The 23,763-nt window shown below is 41.9% G+C and carries 20 protein-coding genes; 11 read left to right on the forward strand and 9 right to left on the reverse strand.

Annotation, left to right across the window (positions count from 1 at the left end; translation table 11 throughout):
• Positions 1-2: 2 nt before the first annotated feature.
• Positions 3-1,412, forward strand: coding sequence for a right-handed parallel beta-helix repeat-containing protein (locus KXQ82_RS00755; protein WP_219485935.1), 1,410 nt, complete (start codon positions 3-5; stop codon positions 1,410-1,412).
• Positions 1,413-1,562: 150 nt separating this feature from the next.
• Positions 1,563-2,930: a histidine-type phosphatase gene (locus KXQ82_RS00760; protein ID WP_219485936.1), complete on the forward strand. Its 1,368-nt coding sequence runs from the start codon at positions 1,563-1,565 to the stop codon at positions 2,928-2,930.
• A gap of 59 nt (positions 2,931-2,989) precedes the next feature.
• Here KXQ82_RS00760 and KXQ82_RS00765 read toward each other — a convergent pair whose 3' ends face one another.
• A complete protein-coding gene (locus KXQ82_RS00765; protein ID WP_219485941.1) occupies positions 2,990-3,904 on the reverse strand; it encodes a T9SS type A sorting domain-containing protein in 915 nt (304 codons plus the stop codon).
• Between the two features lie 135 nt (positions 3,905-4,039).
• Between KXQ82_RS00765 and KXQ82_RS00770 the strand changes: the two genes are divergently transcribed.
• Together KXQ82_RS00770 and KXQ82_RS00775 are read left to right on the forward strand one after the other, a co-directional pair.
• The gene (locus KXQ82_RS00770) at positions 4,040-5,917 is read left to right on the forward strand and encodes a sensor histidine kinase (protein ID WP_219485943.1); all 1,878 of its coding nucleotides are present in this window, start codon (positions 4,040-4,042) and stop codon (positions 5,915-5,917) included.
• Positions 5,918-5,931: 14 nt separating this feature from the next.
• Positions 5,932-6,624: a response regulator transcription factor gene (locus KXQ82_RS00775; protein ID WP_219485944.1), complete on the forward strand. Its 693-nt coding sequence runs from the start codon at positions 5,932-5,934 to the stop codon at positions 6,622-6,624.
• Positions 6,625-6,627: 3 nt separating this feature from the next.
• Here KXQ82_RS00775 and KXQ82_RS00780 read toward each other — a convergent pair whose 3' ends face one another.
• From KXQ82_RS00780 to KXQ82_RS00790, 3 genes are all read right to left on the reverse strand, one after another.
• Positions 6,628-6,942, reverse strand: coding sequence for a YbaB/EbfC family nucleoid-associated protein (locus KXQ82_RS00780; protein WP_219485946.1), 315 nt, complete (start codon positions 6,940-6,942; stop codon positions 6,628-6,630).
• Between the two features lie 28 nt (positions 6,943-6,970).
• A complete protein-coding gene (locus KXQ82_RS00785) occupies positions 6,971-8,176 on the reverse strand; it encodes a serine hydrolase domain-containing protein (protein WP_219485948.1) in 1,206 nt (401 codons plus the stop codon).
• 176 nt (positions 8,177-8,352) lie between these two features.
• Positions 8,353-9,150: a hypothetical protein gene (locus KXQ82_RS00790; RefSeq protein WP_219485950.1), complete on the reverse strand. Its 798-nt coding sequence runs from the start codon at positions 9,148-9,150 to the stop codon at positions 8,353-8,355.
• A gap of 90 nt (positions 9,151-9,240) precedes the next feature.
• Between KXQ82_RS00790 and pepT the strand changes: the two genes are divergently transcribed.
• The 4 genes from pepT (at position 9,241) to KXQ82_RS00810 (ending at position 13,104) form a co-directional block, all read left to right on the forward strand.
• A complete protein-coding gene (gene pepT, locus KXQ82_RS00795) occupies positions 9,241-10,500 on the forward strand; it encodes a peptidase T (RefSeq protein ID WP_219485952.1) in 1,260 nt (419 codons plus the stop codon).
• Positions 10,501-10,587: 87 nt separating this feature from the next.
• Entirely contained in the window at positions 10,588-12,114 is a 1,527-nt protein-coding gene (locus KXQ82_RS00800) for a hypothetical protein (protein WP_219485954.1), read from the forward strand.
• A gap of 30 nt (positions 12,115-12,144) precedes the next feature.
• Positions 12,145-12,576 carry a hypothetical protein gene (locus KXQ82_RS00805; protein WP_219485957.1) on the forward strand — a complete coding sequence of 144 codons (432 nt, stop codon included), beginning with the start codon at positions 12,145-12,147 and terminating at the stop codon, positions 12,574-12,576.
• A 96-nt stretch (positions 12,577-12,672) separates the two neighbouring features.
• Positions 12,673-13,104 (forward strand): PepSY-like domain-containing protein, encoded by a 432-nt coding sequence (locus KXQ82_RS00810; protein WP_219485959.1) that lies wholly within the window; start codon positions 12,673-12,675, stop codon positions 13,102-13,104.
• A gap of 61 nt (positions 13,105-13,165) precedes the next feature.
• On the opposite strand, the gene KXQ82_RS00815 is transcribed toward KXQ82_RS00810, so the two are convergent.
• Positions 13,166-15,331: an LruC domain-containing protein gene (locus KXQ82_RS00815; protein ID WP_219485961.1), complete on the reverse strand. Its 2,166-nt coding sequence runs from the start codon at positions 15,329-15,331 to the stop codon at positions 13,166-13,168.
• A gap of 133 nt (positions 15,332-15,464) precedes the next feature.
• On the opposite strand from KXQ82_RS00815, the gene KXQ82_RS00820 reads away from it, so the two are divergent.
• Positions 15,465-16,970, forward strand: coding sequence for a YfcC family protein (locus KXQ82_RS00820; RefSeq protein WP_219485963.1), 1,506 nt, complete (start codon positions 15,465-15,467; stop codon positions 16,968-16,970).
• A 49-nt stretch (positions 16,971-17,019) separates the two neighbouring features.
• Here the strand turns inward: KXQ82_RS00820 and KXQ82_RS00825 are convergent, their stop codons facing one another.
• From KXQ82_RS00825 to KXQ82_RS00840, 4 genes are all read right to left on the reverse strand, one after another.
• Positions 17,020-18,078: a glutaminyl-peptide cyclotransferase gene (locus KXQ82_RS00825; RefSeq protein WP_219485964.1), complete on the reverse strand. Its 1,059-nt coding sequence runs from the start codon at positions 18,076-18,078 to the stop codon at positions 17,020-17,022.
• A gap of 10 nt (positions 18,079-18,088) precedes the next feature.
• Positions 18,089-18,460 carry a YraN family protein gene (locus tag KXQ82_RS00830; RefSeq protein WP_219485966.1) on the reverse strand — a complete coding sequence of 124 codons (372 nt, stop codon included), beginning with the start codon at positions 18,458-18,460 and terminating at the stop codon, positions 18,089-18,091.
• On the reverse strand, positions 18,460-20,394 hold the full coding sequence (gene dnaG, locus KXQ82_RS00835) for a DNA primase (protein ID WP_219485968.1): 1,935 nt from the start codon (positions 20,392-20,394) through the stop codon (positions 18,460-18,462). Before dnaG ends, KXQ82_RS00830 begins: the two co-directional genes overlap by 1 nt.
• 202 nt (positions 20,395-20,596) lie before the next feature.
• The gene (locus KXQ82_RS00840; protein ID WP_219485970.1) at positions 20,597-21,454 is read right to left on the reverse strand and encodes a DMT family transporter; all 858 of its coding nucleotides are present in this window, start codon (positions 21,452-21,454) and stop codon (positions 20,597-20,599) included.
• Between the two features lie 332 nt (positions 21,455-21,786).
• Here KXQ82_RS00840 and asnS point away from each other — a divergent pair, with 332 nt between their 5' ends.
• Complete coding sequence (asnS, locus tag KXQ82_RS00845) at positions 21,787-23,223, forward strand: asparagine--tRNA ligase (protein WP_219485971.1); 1,437 nt, start codon at positions 21,787-21,789, stop codon at positions 23,221-23,223.
• Positions 23,224-23,347: 124 nt separating this feature from the next.
• Positions 23,348-23,761, forward strand: a complete 414-nt coding sequence (locus tag KXQ82_RS00850; RefSeq protein WP_219485972.1) for a hypothetical protein — start codon at positions 23,348-23,350, stop codon at positions 23,759-23,761.
• Positions 23,762-23,763: the final 2 nt, after the last annotated feature.

The following is a 23,763-nucleotide window of genomic DNA, read 5'->3' on the forward strand; positions in this document are numbered from 1 at the left end:
TCATGAAAAAGATCATATACATATTTATTGCGCTTAGCGTGGCCTCGGCAGTTTTTTACTCGTGTAAAAAAAATCCGGACTATAAAATTATCTCAACACCTGTAGCTTTAGATGCCTCCCCTATAAGCGATGTAGGTTGCCTGGGAACAGGAACTTCTACTGTGGCGATAAAAGGTACCATGCTTGCCGGTAAAACTTACACTGTTTGCGGCAACTTGCTTGTTGATGTTAAAGATACACTCATTATACAAGAAGGGGTTACAATTAACTTTACAGGTAATTATGGTTTAGGTGTAAAGGGTACCTTAATTTGTTTAGGTACTAAAGATAAACCAAATTTAATAACCTACGCGGGTGTAACCAAAACAGACCAAATAGGAGCCGACCCATCTAAAGACCCTGCGTTTGCAGGTAAATGGACAGGCATCATTGGCGGCCCAACGTGTAAATTAATGGTAATTAAATGGACGCATATTGAATTTGGAGGCGGCGCGCCAAGTGATGCTATTGCAGCGTTGTCAAAAAGCCCGTACCCTGTTTTTTTCCAAAACCCGGGTGGCGTATTTGTTTTAGAAGACTCATGGTTGTATGGCAGTGTTGATGATCCTTTCCGTATTTTGGGTGGTAAAATAGCGGTAATGCGTAATACATTCGAAAAATGCGGATATACGGGTGGAGAAGCGATGAATGCAAAATCGGGCACGATAGGTGACTTTGCATATAACCTTTGTATAGGTATTGCTACCAATGGCCCAAAACTATCAAACTCGGGTGCAGCGGTTGGCGTGCCGGGCTCTAACGTACGTATGTATAACAATACCATTATTAACTGTGGTTATCGCCGTGCCGCTGCTGGCCGCGGAGGTTCTATTAACTACGAAGAGGGTGCCGGTGGTTTGGCTTACAATAATTTAATTGTAAACTGTAAATTTGGCTTAAGGGTAGTACAAAACCCAATTGCCGATACAGCCAATTTAAGGTATGGCTATAATTTTTATTATGCCGATTCGATAGCTGTGGCAAGTCAGAATTATCCGTCGCTTTCTGTTAGCACAGCATTCCCTAAAGCACCACTTACAGATATACCAAGCCCTGATTCTTATTTACCTGCCGGTTGGAAAGCCGGAGATGTGTACACAGCGCCACAATCTGTAATAGGCATTAACAATCCAAGGTTTGTTAATGGTCCGGTGCCCTTACCTGCAGGGGTTAAGTTAAAAGATATAGCTACCGTAGGTTCATATAATTTTGCTTTATTGCCAACATCACCTTGTATAGGCAAAGGGTATACCGGTTTTGCCCCACGTAAAGATGTGCCCATCGATTCCAAATTTGGTGCAACAGAAATAACACCTCCGGGAAGAGATATAGGTGCTTACCAGTCTGATAGGTCTGGCAATCAGCACTTTTAAAATAGTACATATCCGGGCAAATAAAAAATGCGTTGCCATGGCAACGCATTTTTTATTTAATACGTTCTGCTTATATTCGGGCAATTGTATAATTATACCTTTAGGGTATCGTTATATATTTTCTGAAATAGCCTGACATAATTATAACAAATGAAAAAAAGCCTGTTTTACTTATCTTTTTTAACAAGCCTTGCCTGCGTAAACATCGCGAAAGCGCAAAACAATTGTTCCGACCAGTTTTGGGGCAGCGAATCGCTTTACACATTTACCCAGCCCGAATACACACCAACACCAGCCGAGTATACGCCCATTTTTATAAATTATATTGGCAGGAACGGGGCATCGCATATGCTTAAAGATGTAACTACATCATTTGTGTACAGCATTTTGATGAAAGCGGATAGTGCCCACTCTTTAAAAGTGGATGGTAACAAACTACGAAAAATGCTTTTATTGATACAAAGTATTGAACGGCCCAAACTTGATAATTTATCCTTGTCGGGAATAGATGAATTGAAGGGTATAGGCACACGTATGAGGGTTAATTACCGCGATGTTTTTAAGCCGGGTTCATGTGTTAAAGTATCGGCTTTAAAACAAAACAGGATGACTCAAAGCGCCGAAGCATTATTGGCTGGTTTAGGCCGTAGCTTAGATAATCCGGCATGCGATAAACCAGATTACAATGATGATGATAACCTGCAACCTTTAGGTGCTGCCCCGGGTTTAAAAGAGTTTGCAACAACCGGCGATTGGAAAGACAATGTTGACAATATACGCGATGCAAAACGCCCCGAAAACTTTAACGTACGTTTTTTAACCCGCTTTTTTGAGCAAAAGTTTTTTGATAGCATTGACGAAACCGTACAGAATAAATTTATTGCCGATATGTACGACCTGAGTTTGGTAACAAACTCCATTAAACGCGAAATTACGCAAGCCGGTTATACCTGGGCACAACTGGATATCCGTTCGTTTTTTACCTGCGAGGAGCTGGAGCTGTTTGATAAACTAAATTCGGCAGCGGAGTTTTATAAAAGCGGACCGGGTAATGATAAAGCAGGAATACAGGTACGCAGTGCAGTACCTTTATTGGTTAATTTTATAAATACCACCGATGCATATTCGGTAGGCCAAACTGTTGCTGCCGATGTGAGGTTTACTACATCCGGGTCTATCGCTTCGCTTGCCGCATTAATGAATATTAAGGGTGCAAATAAAGAGAGCGCCGATATTTATAAGTTTGATAAAGTTTGGAAAGCATCCGAGGTGATACCTTTGGCGGCTAACATACAATGGATACTGTACAAAGGTACCACGCCCGATACCCGCCGCTATTACGTAATTAAGTTTATGATGAATGAGAAAGAAGTGGCTATTGATGGATTAAAAACAAACGCTTTCCCGTATTATCAATGGGATGATGTAAAGGCATATTTCCTGAAAAAGTTAAACGATGAGTGGGATGTAGAAAAGCTAAGCGACAACATGCATAACTACCTCTTAAACCTCAAGTAAAACAAAAATGGGCCGCAAATATTGCGGCCCATTTTTGTTTACGGCTAAACTTAAACCTGTTATTCTTCTTTGGTGATACGCTTTAAACCGATTTTAGCGCCCTGTTTAACCTGCAGATAGTAAACACCGTTTTGCGGCATATCAAAGCTTTTGGCAAAATTTACTGAGCTTGTTTTTTCTGTCCAAATTACTTTGCCTTCGGTGTTTTTCAATGTAATCTCGGCATAGCCTGCTACGGGTAACGAGAAACTGATATTAGTTTTACCTGATGAAAACAATGGGGTTATGTTAAGGTCTTTTATTTCCAGGTCGGCTTTTTCATTGCCGGTTATTCTTTTAACGTTCTCAGCGCTTGCATCGCCGGCATTAAAATTAATATGTGTGCTAATGCCATCTTTATCAGTATATGCATAATTAAAGCTTTGTGTGTTCTTACGGTTCATTCGCGTTATACCTGCGCGGGGGCTGTTATAAGTAAATACCTGCGGAAAATCATTGCCGGGATATTTTGGCTCAAAACGAAAGTTCATATCCGGCATCATATCATCACCCTTGAACAATTTGCGCAACTCAACTTTACCGGCGCTATCGGCAGTTTCAAATCTGAAGCTTTTTTCCATATCGGGTATTGTAGCAATAATTTCATCCAGCCCGCCTCTTTTTTGCATAATTATATCCTGCGACTTGTCGCCATTTGTTCGCATACGCAAAGTAAATCGTTTGGCCGAGTCTTTTTCGCTATCAATTTTCAGGTTAAAATCACTGTTAAGGTTGTTGAGTTTTTTTAACGCGTCTTTGCGCTCGCCAGCCGGCAGTTCTTTAATATTTTTTCCGTTTATTGTGGTATCGCTGTTGGTGATAGTAACATTAAGTTCTTTATGCTCTTGCGCCATTACAATAGGGGGCAATGCAAATATGGCAATTAGGCCAAGCGCGAAGGCAAATTCAAAACCGGGGTTTATTAATTTTTTCATGACGAGGGGTTTTAATGAACAATGAATTTTATACATCAAAGTTACTAAGCCGTTGTACGCTAATGTGTTAAATGATATGTTAAAATATGTTAAAGACGATTTTATTGATGTTAACTTCGATATTTTTGTAGTTGAATGAAAAAGAGGAGTATAGTTTTAATTACCGTATCAATGGCTGTTGCCTTATTAGGTGTTATGGCTATGCAATTCTATTTCCTGCGCCAGTCATACCGTCTGCAGTCAGAGTTGTTTGATAGCTCTGTTAACGAAGCGCTGAACAACGTCATATCAAAAGTAAACCAACACGATCAGATCAGTTTTTTAAATGCCAGGGCAAGGTTTCAACCCATGCTTACCGATGAGGAACGAAAAGCTGTTCCGGCCAATGTAAAATACAAACACAAAAAGTTTGTTTATCAATCAGTTGATAACGGTACAAAAACAACCATAATGCGCGATAGTGCCGATAGTCATTTTTCGTCGGTTATTGTAATGCGCAATGGCAGCAAACTTAACAAGGAACGTATTGCTAAATTAAAAGACAGCCTGAAACAATTGGTAGCTATGCACAACTTTGACAGGGACCTTGATGAGGTTGGCCTGCAGGTTAATGTAGAAGAGTTTACCAATGAATTTGGACAGGTACAGCGTACCATTACCCCTAAACTGGTACCTTTGCCAACTATGCGTATTATAGGTAAACTCAATAAATACGATACCACACGCTTTGTATACAATGATCCTCAGTTTGGTCCGCAGATCATATCAGAGCGGCATATTAATCCGTTATGGCAACGCGATCATGACAGGAAAGAGAAGGAACTGCAGCTTAAACGCGTGCAGCACATGTTGCAGGTAGAAACTGGCGATCAGCCGGAAAGCCCTGCAAAGCCAAAAACAGCCATATTTGAAAAACTGGCTAATGATTACCAACGTACCGATGAGCCTTTACAACAACGGTTAAATCAGGCCATGATCGATTCTCTATTACGCTTTGAGCTCATCAACAGCGGCATTACGCTACCCTTCAGCTACGAGGTAACAACAGCACATAATGATTCGCTTATATTTTCCAAGGCGATGGATACAAAAGGTGAGCGCCCTGTTTTTGTTGCCGGTAATACTTACAAAAGGCCCATATTTAACCAGGAGGTGATAAAAGATCCCGGCCAGTTACAATTGCTGTTCCCGCAAAAAAACTCCTTAATATTGAGCAGGATGGGAGCATCTATGGCTACAACAGGTGGTTTATTAATGGTGCTGATCTTTTGCTTCGGTTTTACCATTTATGCGATATTGAGGCAAAAGAAGATATCGGAAATGAAAACCGATTTTATCAACAACATGACCCACGAGTTTAAAACCCCGGTCTCAACCATCATGATAGCGAGCGAAGCCTTGCGGGATGATGAGATAGCGCAGGATAAAAAACGGGTATCAAAACTGGCCAACATCATATACGAAGAAAATGTGCGCCTTGGCAGCCATATTGAGCGGGTGCTAAACATAGCAAAGATTGAAAAAGACGATTTTAAACTCGATATTAAAACTGTTGATGTAAATGAGATGATTACTACTGTGCTTGATAGCATGCTGTTAAAACTGCAAAAGCATGATGTTAAGATGGAAATGGACCTGGCCAGTGCCGACGAATCTTTAATGATAAAAGCCGACGAGCTGCATTTCTCGAACGTGATATATAACCTGGTTGATAACGCTATTAAATACAGCGCCGATAAACCCGAAATTACCATTACCACACAGATAAAAAATAAACAGGTGCTGATCAAGGTAGCAGATAAGGGCATTGGCATGAGCTATGATCAACAGGCAAAAATATTTGAGCAGTTTTATCGTATACCCACCGGTAACCTGCACGATGTTAAGGGCTTTGGCTTGGGCCTTAGTTATGTAAATACCATTGTAAAGCGTTTGAATGGAAGTATCAGCGTAAAATCTGAAAAGGACAAAGGCTCTGAATTTGAATTGAAGTTTGATAGGGTTTCAGCTTAAAAAAAAATCACTGCATGAAAAAAATACTACTTGTTGAAGATGATCCCAATTTAGGTTTGCTGTTGCAGGATTACCTGGAACTGAAAGGTAAGTTTGAAGTAGTATTATGCAAAGATGGTGATGAAGGCCTCAAGGCATTTACCAAGGCCCAGTATGATCTGCTGATACTCGACGTAATGATGCCTAAAAAAGATGGCTTTACCCTCGGCAAAGAGATCCGTAAAATGAACGCTAATGTACCTATCATTTTTGCTACCGCTAAGGCGATGATAGAAGATAAAACCCAGGCTTTTAATTTGGGTGGCGATGATTATATAACCAAACCTTTCAGGATAGAAGAACTATTGTTGCGCATAAACGCTTTACTAAAACGCGTAAACGAAGGGGGCAAGGAAGGCTCCAATAGTCAAACCAGTTTTAGAATAGGTAAATATGAGTTTGACTACAAAAGCCAGATGATACACGAGGGTGATAACCATCAAAAATTATCAACAAAAGAAGCCGAGTTATTACGTTTACTATGCCTTAAACAGAACGAGGTACTAACCCGCGAAGAAGCCCTGCTGAACATATGGCATGATGATAACTACTTTAACGGCCGAAGTATGGATGTGTTTTTAAGTAAGATACGCAAGTACCTTAAAGACGACTCAAAAGTAGAGATCATTAACGTGCACGGCAAAGGGTATAAGCTGTTAGTGAATTAACAGCTATTTACCAAACATCCCGCCAAGACCACCAAGTCCGCCAAACATTTGTTGTGTCATAGCAGCCATTTCGGCCTGGTTTACGTTTTCGGCTTGCTCCAGAGCTTTGTTAACAGCAATCAGTAACAGGTCTTCCAATTGCTCTTTATCGGCTTCCTGCACTATTTCCTCATCAATACTAATGGAGATAATCTTTTTATTTCCGTTAGCGCTAACGCTTACTTTGCCACCTTCGGCAGTACCGGTTACTGTAATGGCATCGAGCCTTTGTTTAACTTCGCCCGCTTTTTGCTGGGCTTCTAATATTTTATCGAACATCGTTTTATATTTTACTGGTTAACACCAATTAGTCGTCGCTTGTTTCGCCCGTGCCATTATATGCGCTTTTGCGCACTACCGGCATACCCGCGGCTTTAAACAGATCGTCAAGGTGTAACAAACTGCCATTGGCTAAGTTTGAGAGTAGTACAATGGTTATATCATTCTTCAGGTCTCTCAGGTAAATATGCCTGAACCCGTGCCACCAGCCGGTATGGTAAATTACCTGTTGTCCCGGCGCTTCAAAAACCCGCCAGCCGTATCCATAGCTAAAATGGCCATGCAGCATAGGGTTACGTGGTACATAGGCCGAATCCATACTCGCCTTTTTAAGCAGGATGCCTCTGCGCAAAGCATTGTCAAAAAGGTAAAGATCACCTGCTGTACTGTAAACCCCTTTATCGCCTACAGGCCCATCTAAAAAGTTTTGTGCTACCGAGTATTTCCACTGACCCCTGTCGTGCCCAACCACGTCAACAGGTATCTTATCATACTCGGCTTTTGAATATACGGCTGTATGACTCATACCTGCCGGTGCAAATACATTCTCTTTCATGTATTTGGAGTAGGGCATACCGGTAACTTTTTCTATGATAGAACCGAGCACCATAAAGTTAGAGTTATTATATAAAAACCGCTTATCAGGCACATTAAAGCGTGCGGGTTTATATTTTGCTATCAGGTTCATTTCGTCCTGGTTGCTGATGCCCTTGCGTTGATCGCGATGCTCTTTGCGATAAATATCATCTGTAAAGTACACATAGTTCATCATGCCAGAGCGGTGTGTAAGCAACAATTTAATGGTTACACCATCATACGGAAAGTTAGGGAAAAAGTCTTTTACATTTTGATCCAGCTTAATTTTTCCGCGTTCTACCAATTGCAAAATAGCGGTCGATGTCATTGTTTTTGTTACCGATGCAAGCTCGAATTGTGAGTCCATAGTGAGCATTTTTTTGCGCAGGTAATCGGCCCATCCAAAGCTGTTCTCGTATATTATTTTACCGTGTTTGGCAACCAGCACATTGCCGTTAAACCCGGCGTGGCTGTGCAGGTGCTGCATTACCTCGTCAATGCGCTTATCCGCGTTGTTCTTGTCGTATTTAAGGATAGAAAGATCGGGCTTCGCACGCTCTTCGGAAGCGCCTTTATCCTTGTCTTTACTTTGTGAGCATGATAATATCGACAAGGTAAAGAAAACAGACAGCAATGTGTTTTTAGAAACAGAACTCATAAAATTTAACATAGAATTGAACCACCGCAAAAATTATTAATTATATGTTAAGTTAACCGCAATAGTTTTACACAATGTTGCTTTTTCTGTTTAAAAACAATTAAAACATATCCGAAGAACTGAATCAATGCTAAGCGGTAATTCAGTCATTCCAAAAGAAAGAAAGAAGAGGAATATTAGTGTATTGGCCTGCGATATGAGGTTATGCTGCCAAAATTAAACTTAACACCTATATTAAACCCGCCAAATTGCTCGAAGGTCTTTTTTACAACCAGCGGGTCGGCATAACCATCAAGGCCATAGCCTAAAACCCAGTTGCGTTGATAACCTACTTCAATTAAAACAGAAGGCATATCATAATTGTTAAATATTTTATGCTGATAACCTACCCGTAAAGGGATAACAACATCCTGACTATTATCCGATCCGCCGATGTAATAAGTGCCATCGGGGCTAAGGCGGTCGTTATTATCGCTAATGCTGTTAAATACCAAACCAACACCCGAACCGACATAAATATTCTTTAATATCTTGTTTATAATGCCATCATTTGCATAATCCATAAACTCGCCAAGTTGCACATCGGCATAAATATTAAGTTTTTGGAAGTTATTGGTATAGCTAAGGTGGTAAGGGTCTAGTAGATCATAAGTCTTAGTTAAAAGCTGGAACATAGTAGCATAATTAGGATCAGTAATATCTAAAGCCGCTACAGCTTTAGGATAATACTCATTATAGCCACCCGATAATTTACCAAACTGGTAATCGAGCGTAACGCTTATGTATGGCGATACATTATAGCCGAGATTAAAATTAAAAGCCGGATGTGATGATTCGCTTTGTACGTTGGTGCTGCCTTTTAAATAGCTTATGCCGGTACCTAAACTCCATTGTGCGTAATTATACCCAATTTGTGCATTGGCGGTAAAAATTGATGCCTGAACCAGAAGAAGAATTATTAAAGCTTTTTTCAAAATATAATATTATTTGTAGCCCGGCCGGTTTATACCCGGCAATATTTTTTAACTAAGTTTACCAAAAATAAAGTTTCATTTGGTATTATCATGACTTCTTTCAAATTTTCTGATCTTAAGTCTACAGTAGCTGAACGATTTTTGCGCTATGTTATTGTGGATACGCAGTCCGATCCCGCATCAAAAACTTGTCCGTCAACACCTAAACAAAAAAACCTGGGCAATATCCTTGTTGCCGAATTGCTCGACATAGGTATTACTGATACGAATATAGACGAATTTGGTTACGTTTACGCAACTATTCCGGCAAATACAAACAAACAAAATGTGCCTGTAATTTGCTTCTGCTCGCACATGGATACCTCGCCCGATTGTACCGGGCTTAATGTGAAACCAATTGTTCATGCAAACTATGATGGCCGTGATCTTATTTTGCCCGATGACGAGAGCCAGGTACTCCGTTTAAGCGAGCACCCCGACCTTAAGAACCAGATAGGCAACGATGTGATTACTGCCAGCGGTACTACTTTGCTTGGTGCGGATAACAAAGCAGGTATTGCCGAAATTATGGATGCTGCATACCAGTTGGTTAACCACCCCGAAATAAAACATGGAACAATAAAAATACTGTTCACGCCTGATGAAGAAATAGGGCGCGGTGTTGATAAGGCTGATCTGAAAAAGCTTGGTGCCGATTTTGCCTATACCATTGATGGTGAAAGCGCCGGTACAATGGAGGATGAAACCTTTTCGGCAGATGGTGCGAAACTGATCATCAACGGTATTAGCGCGCATCCCGGCTTCGCTAAAGGCAAAATGCAAAGCGCTATAAAAATTGCAGGTGCTATTGTGGCTGCTTTACCGTATCACCTGTCGCCCGAAGGTACATCGGGCAAACAGGGTTTTGTACATCCGGTTGATATTGGCGGGCATGTAGAGGAGGCAACAGTTGATTTTATCATCCGCGATTTTGAAGATGAAAAGCTGAAAGAGCATGCCGATGTGATTAGAAAGATCACTGAAAATGTATTGCTGGCTTATCCCGGGGCAAGTTATGAGTTGCAAGTAAAAGAACAGTACCGCAACATGAAACAGGTATTAGATAAACACCCGGCTATTGTTGATAATGCCATGGAAGCTATCAGGCGTGCAGGTATGGAGCCGCGTTTACGCAGTATCCGCGGCGGAACTGATGGTTCGCGCCTGTCATTTATGGGTTTGCCATGTCCTAATATTTTTGCGGGCGAGCATGCCTTTCACGGTAAGCAGGAGTGGGTATCTGTACAGGATATGCAAAAAGCCGTGTCCACAATTCTGCATTTATGCCAGGTTTGGGAAGAGCAGGCCTAAAGCGTAATTGCCCATCTCAAAAAGGTTAGCCAAACACATTGATCGTATAAATCGTTATAATTACTATTTTTACGCCCAACACTAAGCATGCCTATGCCTGTAAATATCCGCAGTTTCATTACCAAACATCTCGATTCACTCATTGCCGCTATAGCAGGTTTTTTTGTAGTCAATATATTTACGCGATATGCCGGAGTGGGTATTTCGCCCGACAGCATTATGTACCTTAGTACCGCCCGTAATTTAAACGCGCACCACGGGCTCATCTTTTTTAGTGGTAAACCCATCGTAGCTTTCCCGGTGTTCTTCCCCATATTTTTGGCAATTGTACAGTTCATCACTCATACCGATGTATTGGCTTTAGCCTCCACGCTAACAGGCCTTATGTTCGCTTCGGTTATTTTCCTTTCGGGAGTGGTTATGGAGGGCTTTACTTATCCATCAAAACTATACAAATGGTTTATCCTCATCGCTTTGGTGCTTAGCCCATCGCTGCTCGAAATATACAGCATGTTATGGTCCGAAACGCTGTTTATGGTGCTCATGTTGCTGTTTTTCATAGCATACAAAAACTATCTCGATACACATAGTATAAAAGCTTTGTTATGGGTTAGTGCCATAGCTGCCATTGCCTGTATAACACGTTATGCCGCTATAACTTTAGTACTTACAGGCGGCCTGCTTTTATTATGCGATAAGCAACTCAACATCCGCAAAAAAATAAGTCATATATTTTTGTTTGGAGGTATCAGCGTATCCTTGCTCATTGTAAATATCATACGCAATTCGTTAGTAACACATACGGGTACGGGGCCGCGTTACAAATCCGTAACATCGCTCAGCCAAAACATGCACTATACAGGCACCGTATTTTGCGATTGGTTTACCCTTACCGAAAAGCAGTATGGCTGGGCCATTATTATTACGGCATTGCTGGTGCTGGCTTTCAGCGGGATATTTTTATACAACACCCTTGTACGCAAGGCCCGTTTTACCACTTACGAAAATATTATCATCACCTATTTTATTGCTTGTAGTTTGTTTATGATACTATGGGCAACCGTAAATAAGTTTGAAACGCTGAACAACCGCTTGCTATCTGCTTTGTTCATCCCATTTTTGCTGGGATGTACGTATTGGCTGCCCATGGTTTTAAAATATAGCCGGTCAAGATTCCGCCTCATCGCCATTACCTTAGCCACTTGTGTGGGATTAATATTTATTTATAACGAATACAATATTGATTACCAGCGCTACTATGACCAAGGGGACTATGGTGTTCCCGGCTTTACTGATGATAGCTGGAATAAATCGCCATTGGTGGCAACCCTCAAAAAGCCAAATCTGTTTAAGGCAGGATACCCAATTTATAATAACCTGTGCGAGGGCTTCTATTTTTTCACTGGTAAAGGGTCGGAGTATATCCCCAATATTGATTCGGCAAAACAGATCAAAAAGTTTTATGCGCAAAAGCATTTCTATATAGTTTATTTTGATCAGTTACCGGATAAGGCTTTGTTTACCTTGAAACAGGTACAGCAGCAACGCCCCCTAAAAACAATATTCCAATGCCCCGATGGCGGCATTTATGAGTATAATGAAAAGAAGAAATAACTATTTTTGCTACAACCAATTAAACCAATAATGAAAAAGTATTTATTGATAGCTTTGTTATTTGCATGCTTTTGCCCGGCTTATTTATTCGCTCAAAAACTGAGCCCTGCCAGCGTTCCTCTTTCTGTAAGGTCGGAATTAATGCGACGCTACCCCGATGCCGGTAAAGCGACCTGGGAAAAACGGGGTGCAAACTACCAGGCCAACTGGGGTAATAAAACCAACAAAGAAAATTCAGCGATATTTACGCCCTCCAGCGCTTTTGTACGCCTCAGTAATCCTACCGACCCTAAGTTTTTACCTGTTGCGGTTATAAGCTACGTGCAAATGCATTACCATAGCCCTATTATTAAAGCCGGCAAAAGTATTGATGTTACAGGCAAGCAGTTTTATGATATACAGGTAAAAGGCGGACAATGCCTTTTGTTTACAAGCGAAGGCAGGTTCGTGAAAATAGAATAGTCAAACACGCTGTCTACATTTTTACTACAGAATAGTTACAGTTTTTCATCAGAATGGATACTTAAAATTGGTAAAAATCAATTTAAAAATACCATCATGAAAAAGAGTTTATTAATAACAGGTTTGCTGGCATTAAGCACCAGCGGTTACCTGTTCGCACAGGATGTAAAAGCATCAGCAGTGCCTGCTGCCGTTAAGGCCGAGTTTGCTAAGCGTTACCCTGCGGTTACAAAAGTTGGCTGGGAAAAGGAAAAAGGCAACTACGAAGCCAACTGGGGTGGTAAATCGGGCGAAGACAATGCCGCTATGTTTACACCTGCCGGTGTTTTTGTAGAGTATGTACATATCATCCCGATAAGCGAGCTACCGAAAACTGTAGTGCCTTATGTTAAAGAGCATTATAAAACCGCAGTAAAAGAAGCCGGTAAAGGAACAGATGCCGAAGGTAAGCCATTTTACGAAGCCGAGATAAAAGGCGCCAAAGATGTTGTTTTTGATATTAATGGTAAGTTTATCAAAATAGACTAAAACCAAAAGCCGGAAGATGCATTAAACATCTCCCGGCTTTATCCCACCTCACATTTATTTCTTATTTATATATATACGTTGTTGAACGGTAACCTGTGCCTGTATTGCTGTACCAATCAGTATAACTGCTACCGCTTGATGTTGCCCAATCACTAAAGTGTAAATATGCTTTGGTAATATCCGAACCTTCGGAAGGGTAACTGAAAGTTGATACCGGTACATCTAAAGCGTATGGTAAACCTGTTTTAGTTACATAATACCTGCTTGATGCTACACTTGAGTTATCATCTTGTGTGCCCAGTAAGGTTTTATCAGCAAGGTCTGTTGGCGTTTGTCCCATCAGGTGAACCTCGCGATTGCGCCCGAAGTTATAGATGAACGGATTATACGAGCTTAAACCGAAGGCTGATAATGTAGGGCCGTTAGTGATATTGAATAATACTGTATATGTTTTAGTTGCAGTTGTTGTTGCACCTGCTACCGTATTCCAGTTAGCCATTTCGTTGCGCGAATCGCTGAACAGTATAACAACTGCTTTAGTTTGGCCGCTCTCTAAAGTACCGCCGGTTAAACCACTAACGCTTGCATATGTTGTAGGGAACTGTACGCCAAAACCGTTTGATACTGTACCGCCTGTTGCCATTAAGCTGTAGGCAGCGCTTACTTGTACAACCACGTTGCTTGCATTGGTTACAATTTTATATTTATAACCTATTACAAGGTCATTCATATCATAATCACCTTTTGCGGGCCATTGATCTTCAAAAGCTACCACGCCGCCACTTGCTGCCGATGGATAGTAGTTATCATAAGCTTTTGTTTTATCAGTTGGGTAAGCGTCAAGGTTATCGGCAACACCATCACCATCAGTATCTGTTACTGTAGGCGTACCATTACCATCGCTGTTACAGCCCGATGTTGCAATGTAAACAGAGCAGCCTTGTGCCGCACCACCAGAAAAACTGCCATAATTTGTAAATGATCCACCGGAGCAGTATTGGATAGCATTTTGTACCGTACCGCTGCTGTTAATAGTAGTGTTACCTGATATTTTAACAAGGGATGTACTACCCGAGCCAATAATAGCACCGTTAAGCATCATCGTAACAGCCGATATCATAGCGCCATTGTACATGTACAGGTAATTGTTACTGTTAATTGTTGCTGTGCCTGCCGCTTTTATCAGGTTGTAGTTTTTAACTGTACCGTTATCATTAAAGTTGCCTCGTGCATTCAGCGAACAGTTATTAGTAAAGTTACTGTTTGAGTTAGCAGTAAAGTCGCCGGTTGTTGTTATCGAACCACTGTTTGTTGTTGCATTGCTGGTATTAACATTCATAGCCCCGCTAACGGTCATGGTGCCATTGTTGGTAAAGTTTGAGTTGCTGTTCATGTTAAAATCGCCACTGTTGGTAAACGTACCTTCGTTATCAAAAATACCATTATCGCTAAACGAACCTGAATAAGTAAGCGTACCAAAGTTTTGCAACGTAGCAGAAGTAGAGTTGATGTTACCAGACATTGTAGCCGAACCACTGCTGGTAATAATTAAACTTGATGAGTTATTTAAGTTAGCATTTTGCAAAGTAACATTGCTGCCGCAAACCCTTACGGTACCTCCATTAATATTGCTGAAACTTACAGTAATGTTGCTGCCTGTAATACAAATCAAATCGCCGGTGTTTACATTTAAGTTATTGGTAGACGATGTAATGGTTACGGTACAACCGCTATTACAATCGGGGCTGGTAACGGTACCGCCTAATATTTTAGCAGATGAAGACGAACCTACAGAAGCTACAGCCGGATCAATAGCGCCAATAGTAATTGATACAGGCGCTGTACCCACTGTTACTTTTTGTGTGATGCTCGAACCATCAGGTGATGTTTTAACAACATATACCTGTTTAATTTGATTTGATAAATACAGATTGCTTGTATAAGCGGTGGTAGTAGTTGCCGAACCACGCGATACTAAGCTGCCGCCATTGCTTGGGTCGCCATCGTAAACTGATATTACATGTACGGCGTTGGTGCCAAAACGAGAGTCGGTCATGTTTACGGTAAAGCTTACCGCTCTGGAGCTTTCCCAGGTAAAACCGGCAGGTACCTTAATATCATTAATGGTAGTGTTTACTGCTATTTCGCCATTATCAGCTACTTTTTTACATGATGTTATTGCAAACGTGCTCATCAATGCTGCAACAATTAGTACTTTTATTTTCATAGGATGAAAAATATTTTAGTTGTTTTTAATTTCAACACAGGGGAAAGGGAACATAATTTACGTAACTTCTTTAAAAAAAGTTTTTTTAATAGCGGCAAAAATTTGTTAAGTTGCTAAGTAACATTCAATAACTATGCCTTTAATAAAAAAGTTGCCCGCCCCACTTACTATATTGCTCATTGTTATTATTATTTCGGCGCTTACCACCTGGTTGTTGCCACCGGGGGAGTATAATAAGCTGAGTTATTCCGATAACGTATTTTCGCTCAATACCCCTAAAGGTACGCTAAGTTTACGTGCAACCCAGCATACGCTCGATAGCCTGAACGTACGCATACCGCTCATCAAATTTAAGAGCGGCGATATCCGCAAGCCGGTGGCTGTTCCGGGTACATATCATCAATTGCACCCTAATAAGCAAGGTGCTGTAAAGGTAATGCAGGCACCCATAAAAGGGTTGACTGATACAGCCGATATTATCTTCTTTATCCTCATTATTGGTGGTTTTATGATGGTTTTTCAGGAAACCGGAGCTATGGAGCAAGGTATAAAATACCTCTCCTATAAAATGAAAGGGCGCGAAGCCTGGCTCATCATCAGCCTTACTTTTTTCTTTTCCTTCTGCGGCTCAAGCTATGGAATGGCTGAAGAAGCGTTGGTATTTTACCCGGTTTTAGTACCGCTTTATCTTGCCGCCGGATATGATCTTCTGGTGCCCGTGGCTGTAATTTTCGCGGGTACGCAACTGGGCACACTGTCTTCTTTTTCCGACCCGTTTTCGGTAATTATTGCGTCGAACGCCGCTGGAATTAACTGGACCGATGGATTACTTGAGCGCATGGTAATTTTTTTTATAACCACGATTGTTACCATCGCATATATTGTGCGTTATGCCAATATGTGTAAAAAAGACCCCACAAAATCTTTGGTCTATCGTTTCGACCGTGGAAATTCCTCACCATACTCTGCCATTGTGCATAATGATGTTAATTCCCAAACCACACTAAGTTCACGTAACATTGGGCTGCTATGTTTGTTCTTTGTTACGTTGTTTGGCATGATAGCAGGCGTAATATGGCTTGGCTGGTGGATGACCGAGATGTCGGCTATCTTTCTCGCTGCCGCCATACTCGTCGCCTTCCTGGTCAGGATGAATGAAAAGGTATTCCTCGAGCGCTTCATCCGTGGTGCGCAAGATCTCATCAGCGTAGCCTTCATCATCGGCGTTGCCCGCGGTATTACTATCATACTCAATGATGGCCACATCAGCGATAGCATCCTTTTTTACTCCGCGCAAATGGTTGGCGGTATGCCGCCCATGCTATTCATCATCGTATTGTTTCTATTGTATGGGGTATTCACGCTGTTTATCTCCTCTTCATCGGGTATGGCGGTGCTGACCATGCCCATCTTCGGCTCGTTAGCGGCGGTAGTTGGTGTGCCCGGCCGCGAAATTGTTAACTGCTACCTTTTCGGGATGGGGGTTATGGGTTTTATTACTCCAAATGGGCTCATCCTCCCATCGTTGGCCTTAGTGAACGTAAGCCTCAAAACGTGGATTCGTTTCATCGGCCCGCTGTTGCTCATATTAACTGCAATTTGTGCTGCGTTCCTGGTGATAGGTGTGCTGATGAAGTAGAAATGGTATTAGCCTGCGGTCGGTGTTATCACCGCACCGCCTCAAACCCCTATTTCTTCACAAAGCTCACCTGGTATAAATGCGGCCATTTTTTACCGGTAACAAAAATGCGTTTGGTGGCTTTATCATAAGCAATACCATTCAGCACGTTATTGCTTTCATCAAAATCCAATGGGCGGTCTGCTTGCGGGTAAATGCCTTTCATATCTATCTTTTGCTCAACCGCGCCTGTTTTAGGGTTTATTACTAAAATATTATCTGTTGTGTATACGTTGGCGTAAAGCTTGCCATTAATCATTTCCATTTCATTAATAGCATTAACAGGTCCCTTGTCGTCATACACATCAATAAAGCCGGTTGGTTTAAAAGTATCCTTGCTCAAAAACCAAATGCGGTTACTGCTGTCGTTCTGATATAGTTTGGTGCCATCATAACACATACCCCAGCCTTCGGGCCCCCAGTTATAATTAAGGCTGTCTATCACTTTAAAAGTCTTCTTATCGTATATAAAGGCTACCTTTTCTTTGTAGGTCAGTTGTAAAATCTTATTGCCAACAACAGAGATACCTTCACCAAAAAACCTGGCCGGCATGTTGGTACTTTGTACTACTTTGCCCGTATTCAGATCAACACGGCGCAAGCCCGAACGACCATAATCGCCCTTGCTTTCGTACAGGTAACCGTCCAGGTATTCCAGCCCCTCGGTATAGCAAGCCGTATCATGCGGAAAAACCTTCTCCACTTTATAAGTATACTCAACCGGTGGCTTTGCTGCCTTGATCACCACATTGGTAGAAACCTCCTGTGCTTTACCGCCCGAATATACACGCGCAGTAATCAGTTTTGAGCCGCAGGTCATCGAGTCGGTCTTCAATTTTTGGGTCAGGGTATCCTTGCGGGATGTAAACCTTACCGAATCTACCAAATACACTACCGAATCGGCTTTTATATCTGCCGGGTATTGCACGCTAACCGCTATTTCATCGCCCAGCTTATAACTATCGCCGGCGTCGGGTTTTATGCCTAATGAAGCTGGTTGGTCCTTATCACGGCAACCGGTAATTATTAAAGCGGTACATACTGCAAATAGCGCTATTCTTAATTTCATTATCTTTTATTCAAATTGACGAGGACGGCCAAAAGGCATCCTCAATATGTTTTAAACTATGTTGTTGTTGCCCTTTAAACAATATCGATATAATGTCGAACCTCGCGTCGCCCTGGTGGTTTACCAGGTAAATATATTCATCTGCCGCGTTGGCCAGCAATTTTTGTTTCCGATTGTCCACAAAATCTTCCGGCTCGCCAAAACCATTGCCGCTACGGGTTTTCACTTCAACAAATATAATGGTCTTATCTTTATATGCTATCAGGTCAACTTCGGCTTTGCCATATGTCCAGTTCTCGTCCAGTATCTCATAACCCAAAGCAAGCAAATGTGTTTTAGCTAATTGCTCGCCGTGGCGGCCAAGGTCGTTATGGGTAGCCATTATTCGGTAATTACAATGCCCAGGTAATCGGCTATGGTTTTCTGCACCTTCTTCATATGCAAAAACTGGCTCAGCAGTATTTCTTCATCTTCGGGCCCCTTGGTTTCCTGCAGTTGTTTTTGGATGTTCTTTAATATTACCCCAACCTTTTGTTTTTTTAAATGGAATATGGCGTTCAAAATGGTCGCTTTCATATTCTTCGTTTCATCCGATGTATGTATCTGGTGCATCTCGTACCAGTTAGGGCTCAACTCATATAATGACAATAGCAAAGTAATGGTTATATCGGCTATTTGCTTATTGCTATGGTTGATAAAGTAGGTCTCCTCGGGCAGATTGCCTTTTTCTACCTCTTTCAAATAATCGGCAACAAAAGCTTTATAAACCGGATATTCAAATTCAATATCATTTAATTCGGCAATCATAAACGGGCCGATATAAGTATTTGCAATGCCATCCCAGTTGATTATTTGATTACCATATGTGAGTAATAGGCGAATGATTTCTTTTTCCTGACCCATCCCAGGATATAATAATTCGCTTTCTTCTTTTGCTAACTGTTGGACGTTTGGTTTTTCTACCTCTTCTACTTCAGGAGTTTCAAGCCGTGGTCTTTCTTTTGTGGTGAATTTTTTAACAAACGCTTTGTTTACAACAGAAAGATAAGCCCTCTCATCGATACGAAGTCTTTCAGCAACTTGCTTGACATAGCTACTTCTAAAATAATCATCAGGATGGTTCGAGATTATTTCCGCTAAATCGTCACTAACTTTTATTTTTTTTAACGGGTCGGCTAATTCCTTCTCATCTATAATGCTTATATAAAACTCAACTAATCCTTTAGAGGCCCTATCAATAAAATCTATGAATTTAGATGATCCTAAACTTCTTACATAAGAATCCGGGTCGTTGCCTTCTGGAAATAGTACAACTTTTATATTAAATGACTCCTTATATAACAGACTAAGCCCTCGGATAGCGGCTTTAACCCCTGCAGAGTCACCATCATATAAAATGGTCAGCTTTTTTGTTTGTCTACTTACTATTTTAACCTGCTCAACTGTAAGCGATGTGCCCGATGATGCAACAACATTTTCAATACCTGCTTGATGAAGTGAAATGACATCAGCATACCCTTCAACTAAATAACAAAGGTCTTTTTCCCGAATTGCTTTTTTTGCCAAATGAAAGCCGTACAGCACATTCGATTTATGGTATATCTCCGATTCGGGCGAGTTAACATATTTGGCTACATTCTTATCCTTTTTGAGTGTCCTTCCACCAAATGCTATTACTCTACCAGTAGGACTATGTATAGGAAAAATCACCCGACCGCGGTATCGATCATTCAATGGCCCTTCTTCCCATCTTACCGATAGTCCAGTCTCCAATAAAAATTCCGGCAGGTAGCCGTCTTTTACAGCCTTTTCCGAGAATGCATTTCGCTGCTCGGGGGAGTAACCCAACTCAAATTTTTTGATGGTGGCATCGTTAAAGCCACGCTCGCGGTAATAGCTCAGGCCAATGGCTTTGCCCTCATCAGTCTGCAGCAAACTCTCGTGGAAAAACTTTGAAGCATAACCTGTAACGATCAGCAGGCTTTCGCGATGGTTTTCGGCCTCGCGGTTTTCGGGCGCTTCCTGTGTTTCCTCTACCTCGATACCATATTTTTTGGCCAGCCATTTTAAGGCTTCGGGGTAGCTAAACTTTTCATGCTCCATTAAAAAGGTAACGGCAGAGCCACCTTTCCCTGTCGAAAAATCCTTGAAAATGCCCTTAACGGGAGATACCGTGAACGAGGGCGTTTTCTCGTTAGTGAAAGGCGAAAGCCCCACGTAATTAGCCCCCCGTTTTTTAAGCACAACAAACTCGCCGATCACTTCAACAATATCGGTGGCCTCCATTATCTTATCAACGGTGAGTTTATTTATCATGGATCACAAAAATACAATTTATACGCAGCTACCTAAACGATAAGAATAATTAAAAATGTCATTTCGAACGAGCGATAGCGAGGAGAAAACTTCTCAAAGCGACATTTGTATCCCAACGATGTAATTCGAGAAGTTTTCTCACTCGTACCTTGTTTCGAAATGAAGTTTTGCTAAACCTCGCTCTAATCAAATATAATTAAAGTTAACCAATCAATACCCGTTTCTTCACAAACGTAACCCCAATACCCAGCAAAACTATCGCGCCACCAACCAGTTCAACAAAATCGACCCGCTCGCTTAACATTACCCAGGCCAGCAATGCTGTAACTACTGATTGCCCCAACAGCGCGATGGCTACACGGGTAGGGTCCATGCGGCTCATGGCATGGTTAATGGTTAGCCAGCCAATCAGTTGGCAAATAATACCCAATGTAATTAATATTAGCCAGCTATGCCCGGTATAATTCCACAACTGGTCGCCATTAATAAGGCAGAACGTACCCAACGCTACGGTTGCCGCCAACATATTGTAAAACATAAATACAATGGCATCCATGCGGTTAAGCACACTTTTACTGATGAGGATGTAAATAGCATACAATACACTCGATGCCATTGCATAAAGCACACCCTCATTAAGTTGCAAATTCAGCAAATTATCTATCCCCACCAAAATACACATGCCGCTTATCGCGATCAACGTACCCAGCCAAAAGCTGATGCCGGGTTGCTTTTTCAGGATGAGCAGACTTAAGATACCCACCCAAACCGGCGCGAGGTTGGCGATAAGGGTTGATACAGTAGCTGTTATTTTAAGAAGAGAGATATTCCAAACCGCCAGATCGAGCGCGAATACGAGGCCGCCTATGAGCGCGGTAACCAGCACCTTTGGGTCGAGCCGCAGGTTTTTGTATATAAAGCAGTAGGGCGCCATTACCATCCAGGCAAAAAGCATGCGGTAAAATGCCGCGCTCAGTGCAGATACCCCGGCTATTTTTACAAATATGGGCGAAAACGCGATGCAAATAACACCGATGAACAAGCTCAGTTTCGGATTCATAACGGGCAGAATGTTGCTGCAAACTTATAAAGGTTCGGCCAATGTAGAAAGGTAATCCGGATAATACTTTTTAAATGAACTTTGACAGGATAGCCATTAGACAGGTTGCTCCATGGGAGCAAAAGCTCGGTAGTAATAAATTTCAAACAGGCAAAACCGTGCCGTAGGTACGTAACCGAATGTAGCGTACCTACGGCACGCAAATACCTAAAATGTATTTTTCTACCGAGCTTTGATCCCTACGGGATCGTCAGTCTGTTTATTATAATGGCAAATTCCATTCCCCTAGTTGCCAAATAATTGTATTTTTGCGGCTCATACATTTTAACATAATGAGCCAGAGAACAAAGATCAAAGCACTATTGCAGTTGGAAGAAACCGGGTTTGAAGTAACCGTTAAAGGTTGGGTACGTACGTTCCGTAACAACCAGTTTATCGCTTTAAATGATGGATCGACCAATAATAATTTGCAGATCGTTGTTGCTTTGGATAGCCTTGACGAAGATACCCTGAAACGTATTACCACCGGCGCCGCCATCAGCGTTACCGGCGAAGTTGTGCCATCATTAGGCAAGGGACAAAAGGTAGAGGTTAAAGCCAAAACTTTACAAATACTGGGCGATTGCGACCCAACTACTTACCCCATCCAACCTAAAAAACACAGCTTAGAGTTTTTGCGCGATAACGCCCACCTGCGCTTCCGTACCAACACGTTTGGTGCAGTATTTCGCGTGCGTAACACGCTGGCATTTGCCGTGCACAAGTTTTTTAACGAGCGCGGCTTTGTTTACCTGCATACGCCGGTAATTACGGCATCGGATGCTGAGGGCGCAGGCGAAATGTTCCGCGTAACTACATTGGACGCTGTTAAGCCGCCATTGAATGACGAAGGGCATGTTGACTTTAAACAAGACTTTTTTGGCAAAGCTACCAACCTTACCGTATCCGGCCAGTTAGAAGGTGAGCTTGGCGCGATGGCACTGAGCGATATTTATACCTTTGGCCCTACGTTCCGTGCTGAAAACTCGAACACTACCCGCCACTTAGCTGAGTTTTGGATGATAGAGCCCGAAATGGCTTTTTGCGACCTGACCGAAAACATGGATACAGCCGAAGCTTTATTGAAATATGTAATTGCCTACGCTTTGGAACATAATGCCGAAGACATTGAATTTTTAACCCAACGCTTGTTAGAAGAGGAAAAACAAAAACCACAGCAAGACCGCTCTGAACTGAACCTGTTAGAGAAGCTTCAGTTTTGTTTAGGGAATGATTTTGTACGTTTAACATATACCGAGGCTATCGATATCCTAAAGGACTCGAGCCACAACAAGAAAAAGAAATTCCAATATCTGATAGAAGGTTGGGGTACCGACCTGCAAAGCGAACACGAGCGCTATCTGGTAGAGAAACACTTTAAAAAACCCGTAATATTAACCGACTACCCCAAAGAAATAAAGGCCTTCTACATGCGCCAGAACGAAGATGGTAAAACCGTACGCGCGATGGACATCCTGTTCCCCGGCATTGGCGAAATTGTGGGTGGCTCGCAGCGTGAAGAACGCTTAGATAAATTGGAACAGCGCATGAACGAAATGGGCATCCCAACCGAAGAGCTATGGTGGTACCTTGATACCCGCCGCTTCGGTGCCTGCGAACATGCCGGCTTTGGCCTAGGCTTTGAGCGTTTGGTGCTGTTTGTTACCGGAATGGGCAATATTCGTGATGTGATCCCTTTCCCAAGAGCACCTAAGACAGCGGAATTTTAGACTTTTGGTTTGCAAAATATCTTTACAATTAGGTAAATTAGATGAGCATATTTTTATATGCTCATTTTTTTGTAGCGGTCGTCGCAAACTATGCGTAATGGCATATAAACCAATAAAATCTCATATGAAAAACCTTACCTGGATAATTTGCCTGCTTGCTTTAGCTTCATGTAAAAAAAACGACAGTGCCGATGTCCCCATTCCGTCCAATCGCTACAGCGATGCCAAGGGCACCTGGATAAAAGTTGACAGCACACAATGGTACCTCACCAGGCTCTACAATGGCGGTATGGTTCATGTAAAGCTGAACGGGACAACCAATGCAGATAAGATCGTTATTCGTACTTCGGGTGATGGTGTCTCGAATGATAATTTATTACCTCTTGACGCCAATAAAGGTTTTAGCACCGATGTGGTCAACTCATTTTCAGTATCGTCTGTACAAACGGGGAGCTTTGTGAGCAGTACCAGGTTAGTTGCATATCGGGGTACGGATACCTTAACGGTAACATTAACCAGCGGGCCATTAAAGTATTAATA

Source organism: Mucilaginibacter rivuli, from assembly GCF_019391655.1.
GTDB classification, from domain to species: Bacteria; Bacteroidota; Bacteroidia; order Sphingobacteriales; family Sphingobacteriaceae; genus Mucilaginibacter; species Mucilaginibacter rivuli.

Bases quoted from the DNA above. Each gene is read 5' to 3' on its own strand.
- KXQ82_RS00755 (WP_219485935.1), top strand. From the start codon at position 3: ATGAAAAAGATCATATACATATTTATTGCGCTTAGCGTGGCCTCGGCA.
- KXQ82_RS00760 (WP_219485936.1), top strand. From the start codon at position 1,563: ATGAAAAAAAGCCTGTTTTACTTATCTTTTTTAACAAGCCTTGCCTGC.
- KXQ82_RS00765 (WP_219485941.1), bottom strand. From the start codon at position 3,904: ATGAAAAAATTAATAAACCCCGGTTTTGAATTTGCCTTCGCGCTTGGC.
- KXQ82_RS00770 (WP_219485943.1), top strand. From the start codon at position 4,040: ATGAAAAAGAGGAGTATAGTTTTAATTACCGTATCAATGGCTGTTGCC.
- KXQ82_RS00775 (WP_219485944.1), top strand. From the start codon at position 5,932: ATGAAAAAAATACTACTTGTTGAAGATGATCCCAATTTAGGTTTGCTG.
- KXQ82_RS00780 (WP_219485946.1), bottom strand. From the start codon at position 6,942: ATGTTCGATAAAATATTAGAAGCCCAGCAAAAAGCGGGCGAAGTTAAA.
- KXQ82_RS00785 (WP_219485948.1), bottom strand. From the start codon at position 8,176: ATGAGTTCTGTTTCTAAAAACACATTGCTGTCTGTTTTCTTTACCTTG.
- pepT (WP_219485952.1), top strand. From the start codon at position 9,241: ATGACTTCTTTCAAATTTTCTGATCTTAAGTCTACAGTAGCTGAACGA.
- KXQ82_RS00800 (WP_219485954.1), top strand. From the start codon at position 10,588: ATGCCTATGCCTGTAAATATCCGCAGTTTCATTACCAAACATCTCGAT.
- KXQ82_RS00805 (WP_219485957.1), top strand. From the start codon at position 12,145: ATGAAAAAGTATTTATTGATAGCTTTGTTATTTGCATGCTTTTGCCCG.
- KXQ82_RS00810 (WP_219485959.1), top strand. From the start codon at position 12,673: ATGAAAAAGAGTTTATTAATAACAGGTTTGCTGGCATTAAGCACCAGC.
- KXQ82_RS00815 (WP_219485961.1), bottom strand. From the start codon at position 15,331: ATGAAAATAAAAGTACTAATTGTTGCAGCATTGATGAGCACGTTTGCA.
- KXQ82_RS00820 (WP_219485963.1), top strand. From the start codon at position 15,465: ATGCCTTTAATAAAAAAGTTGCCCGCCCCACTTACTATATTGCTCATT.
- KXQ82_RS00825 (WP_219485964.1), bottom strand. From the start codon at position 18,078: ATGAAATTAAGAATAGCGCTATTTGCAGTATGTACCGCTTTAATAATT.
- KXQ82_RS00830 (WP_219485966.1), bottom strand. From the start codon at position 18,460: ATGGCTACCCATAACGACCTTGGCCGCCACGGCGAGCAATTAGCTAAA.
- dnaG (WP_219485968.1), bottom strand. From the start codon at position 20,394: ATGATAAATAAACTCACCGTTGATAAGATAATGGAGGCCACCGATATT.
- KXQ82_RS00840 (WP_219485970.1), bottom strand. From the start codon at position 21,454: ATGAATCCGAAACTGAGCTTGTTCATCGGTGTTATTTGCATCGCGTTT.
- asnS (WP_219485971.1), top strand. From the start codon at position 21,787: ATGAGCCAGAGAACAAAGATCAAAGCACTATTGCAGTTGGAAGAAACC.
- KXQ82_RS00850 (WP_219485972.1), top strand. From the start codon at position 23,348: ATGAAAAACCTTACCTGGATAATTTGCCTGCTTGCTTTAGCTTCATGT.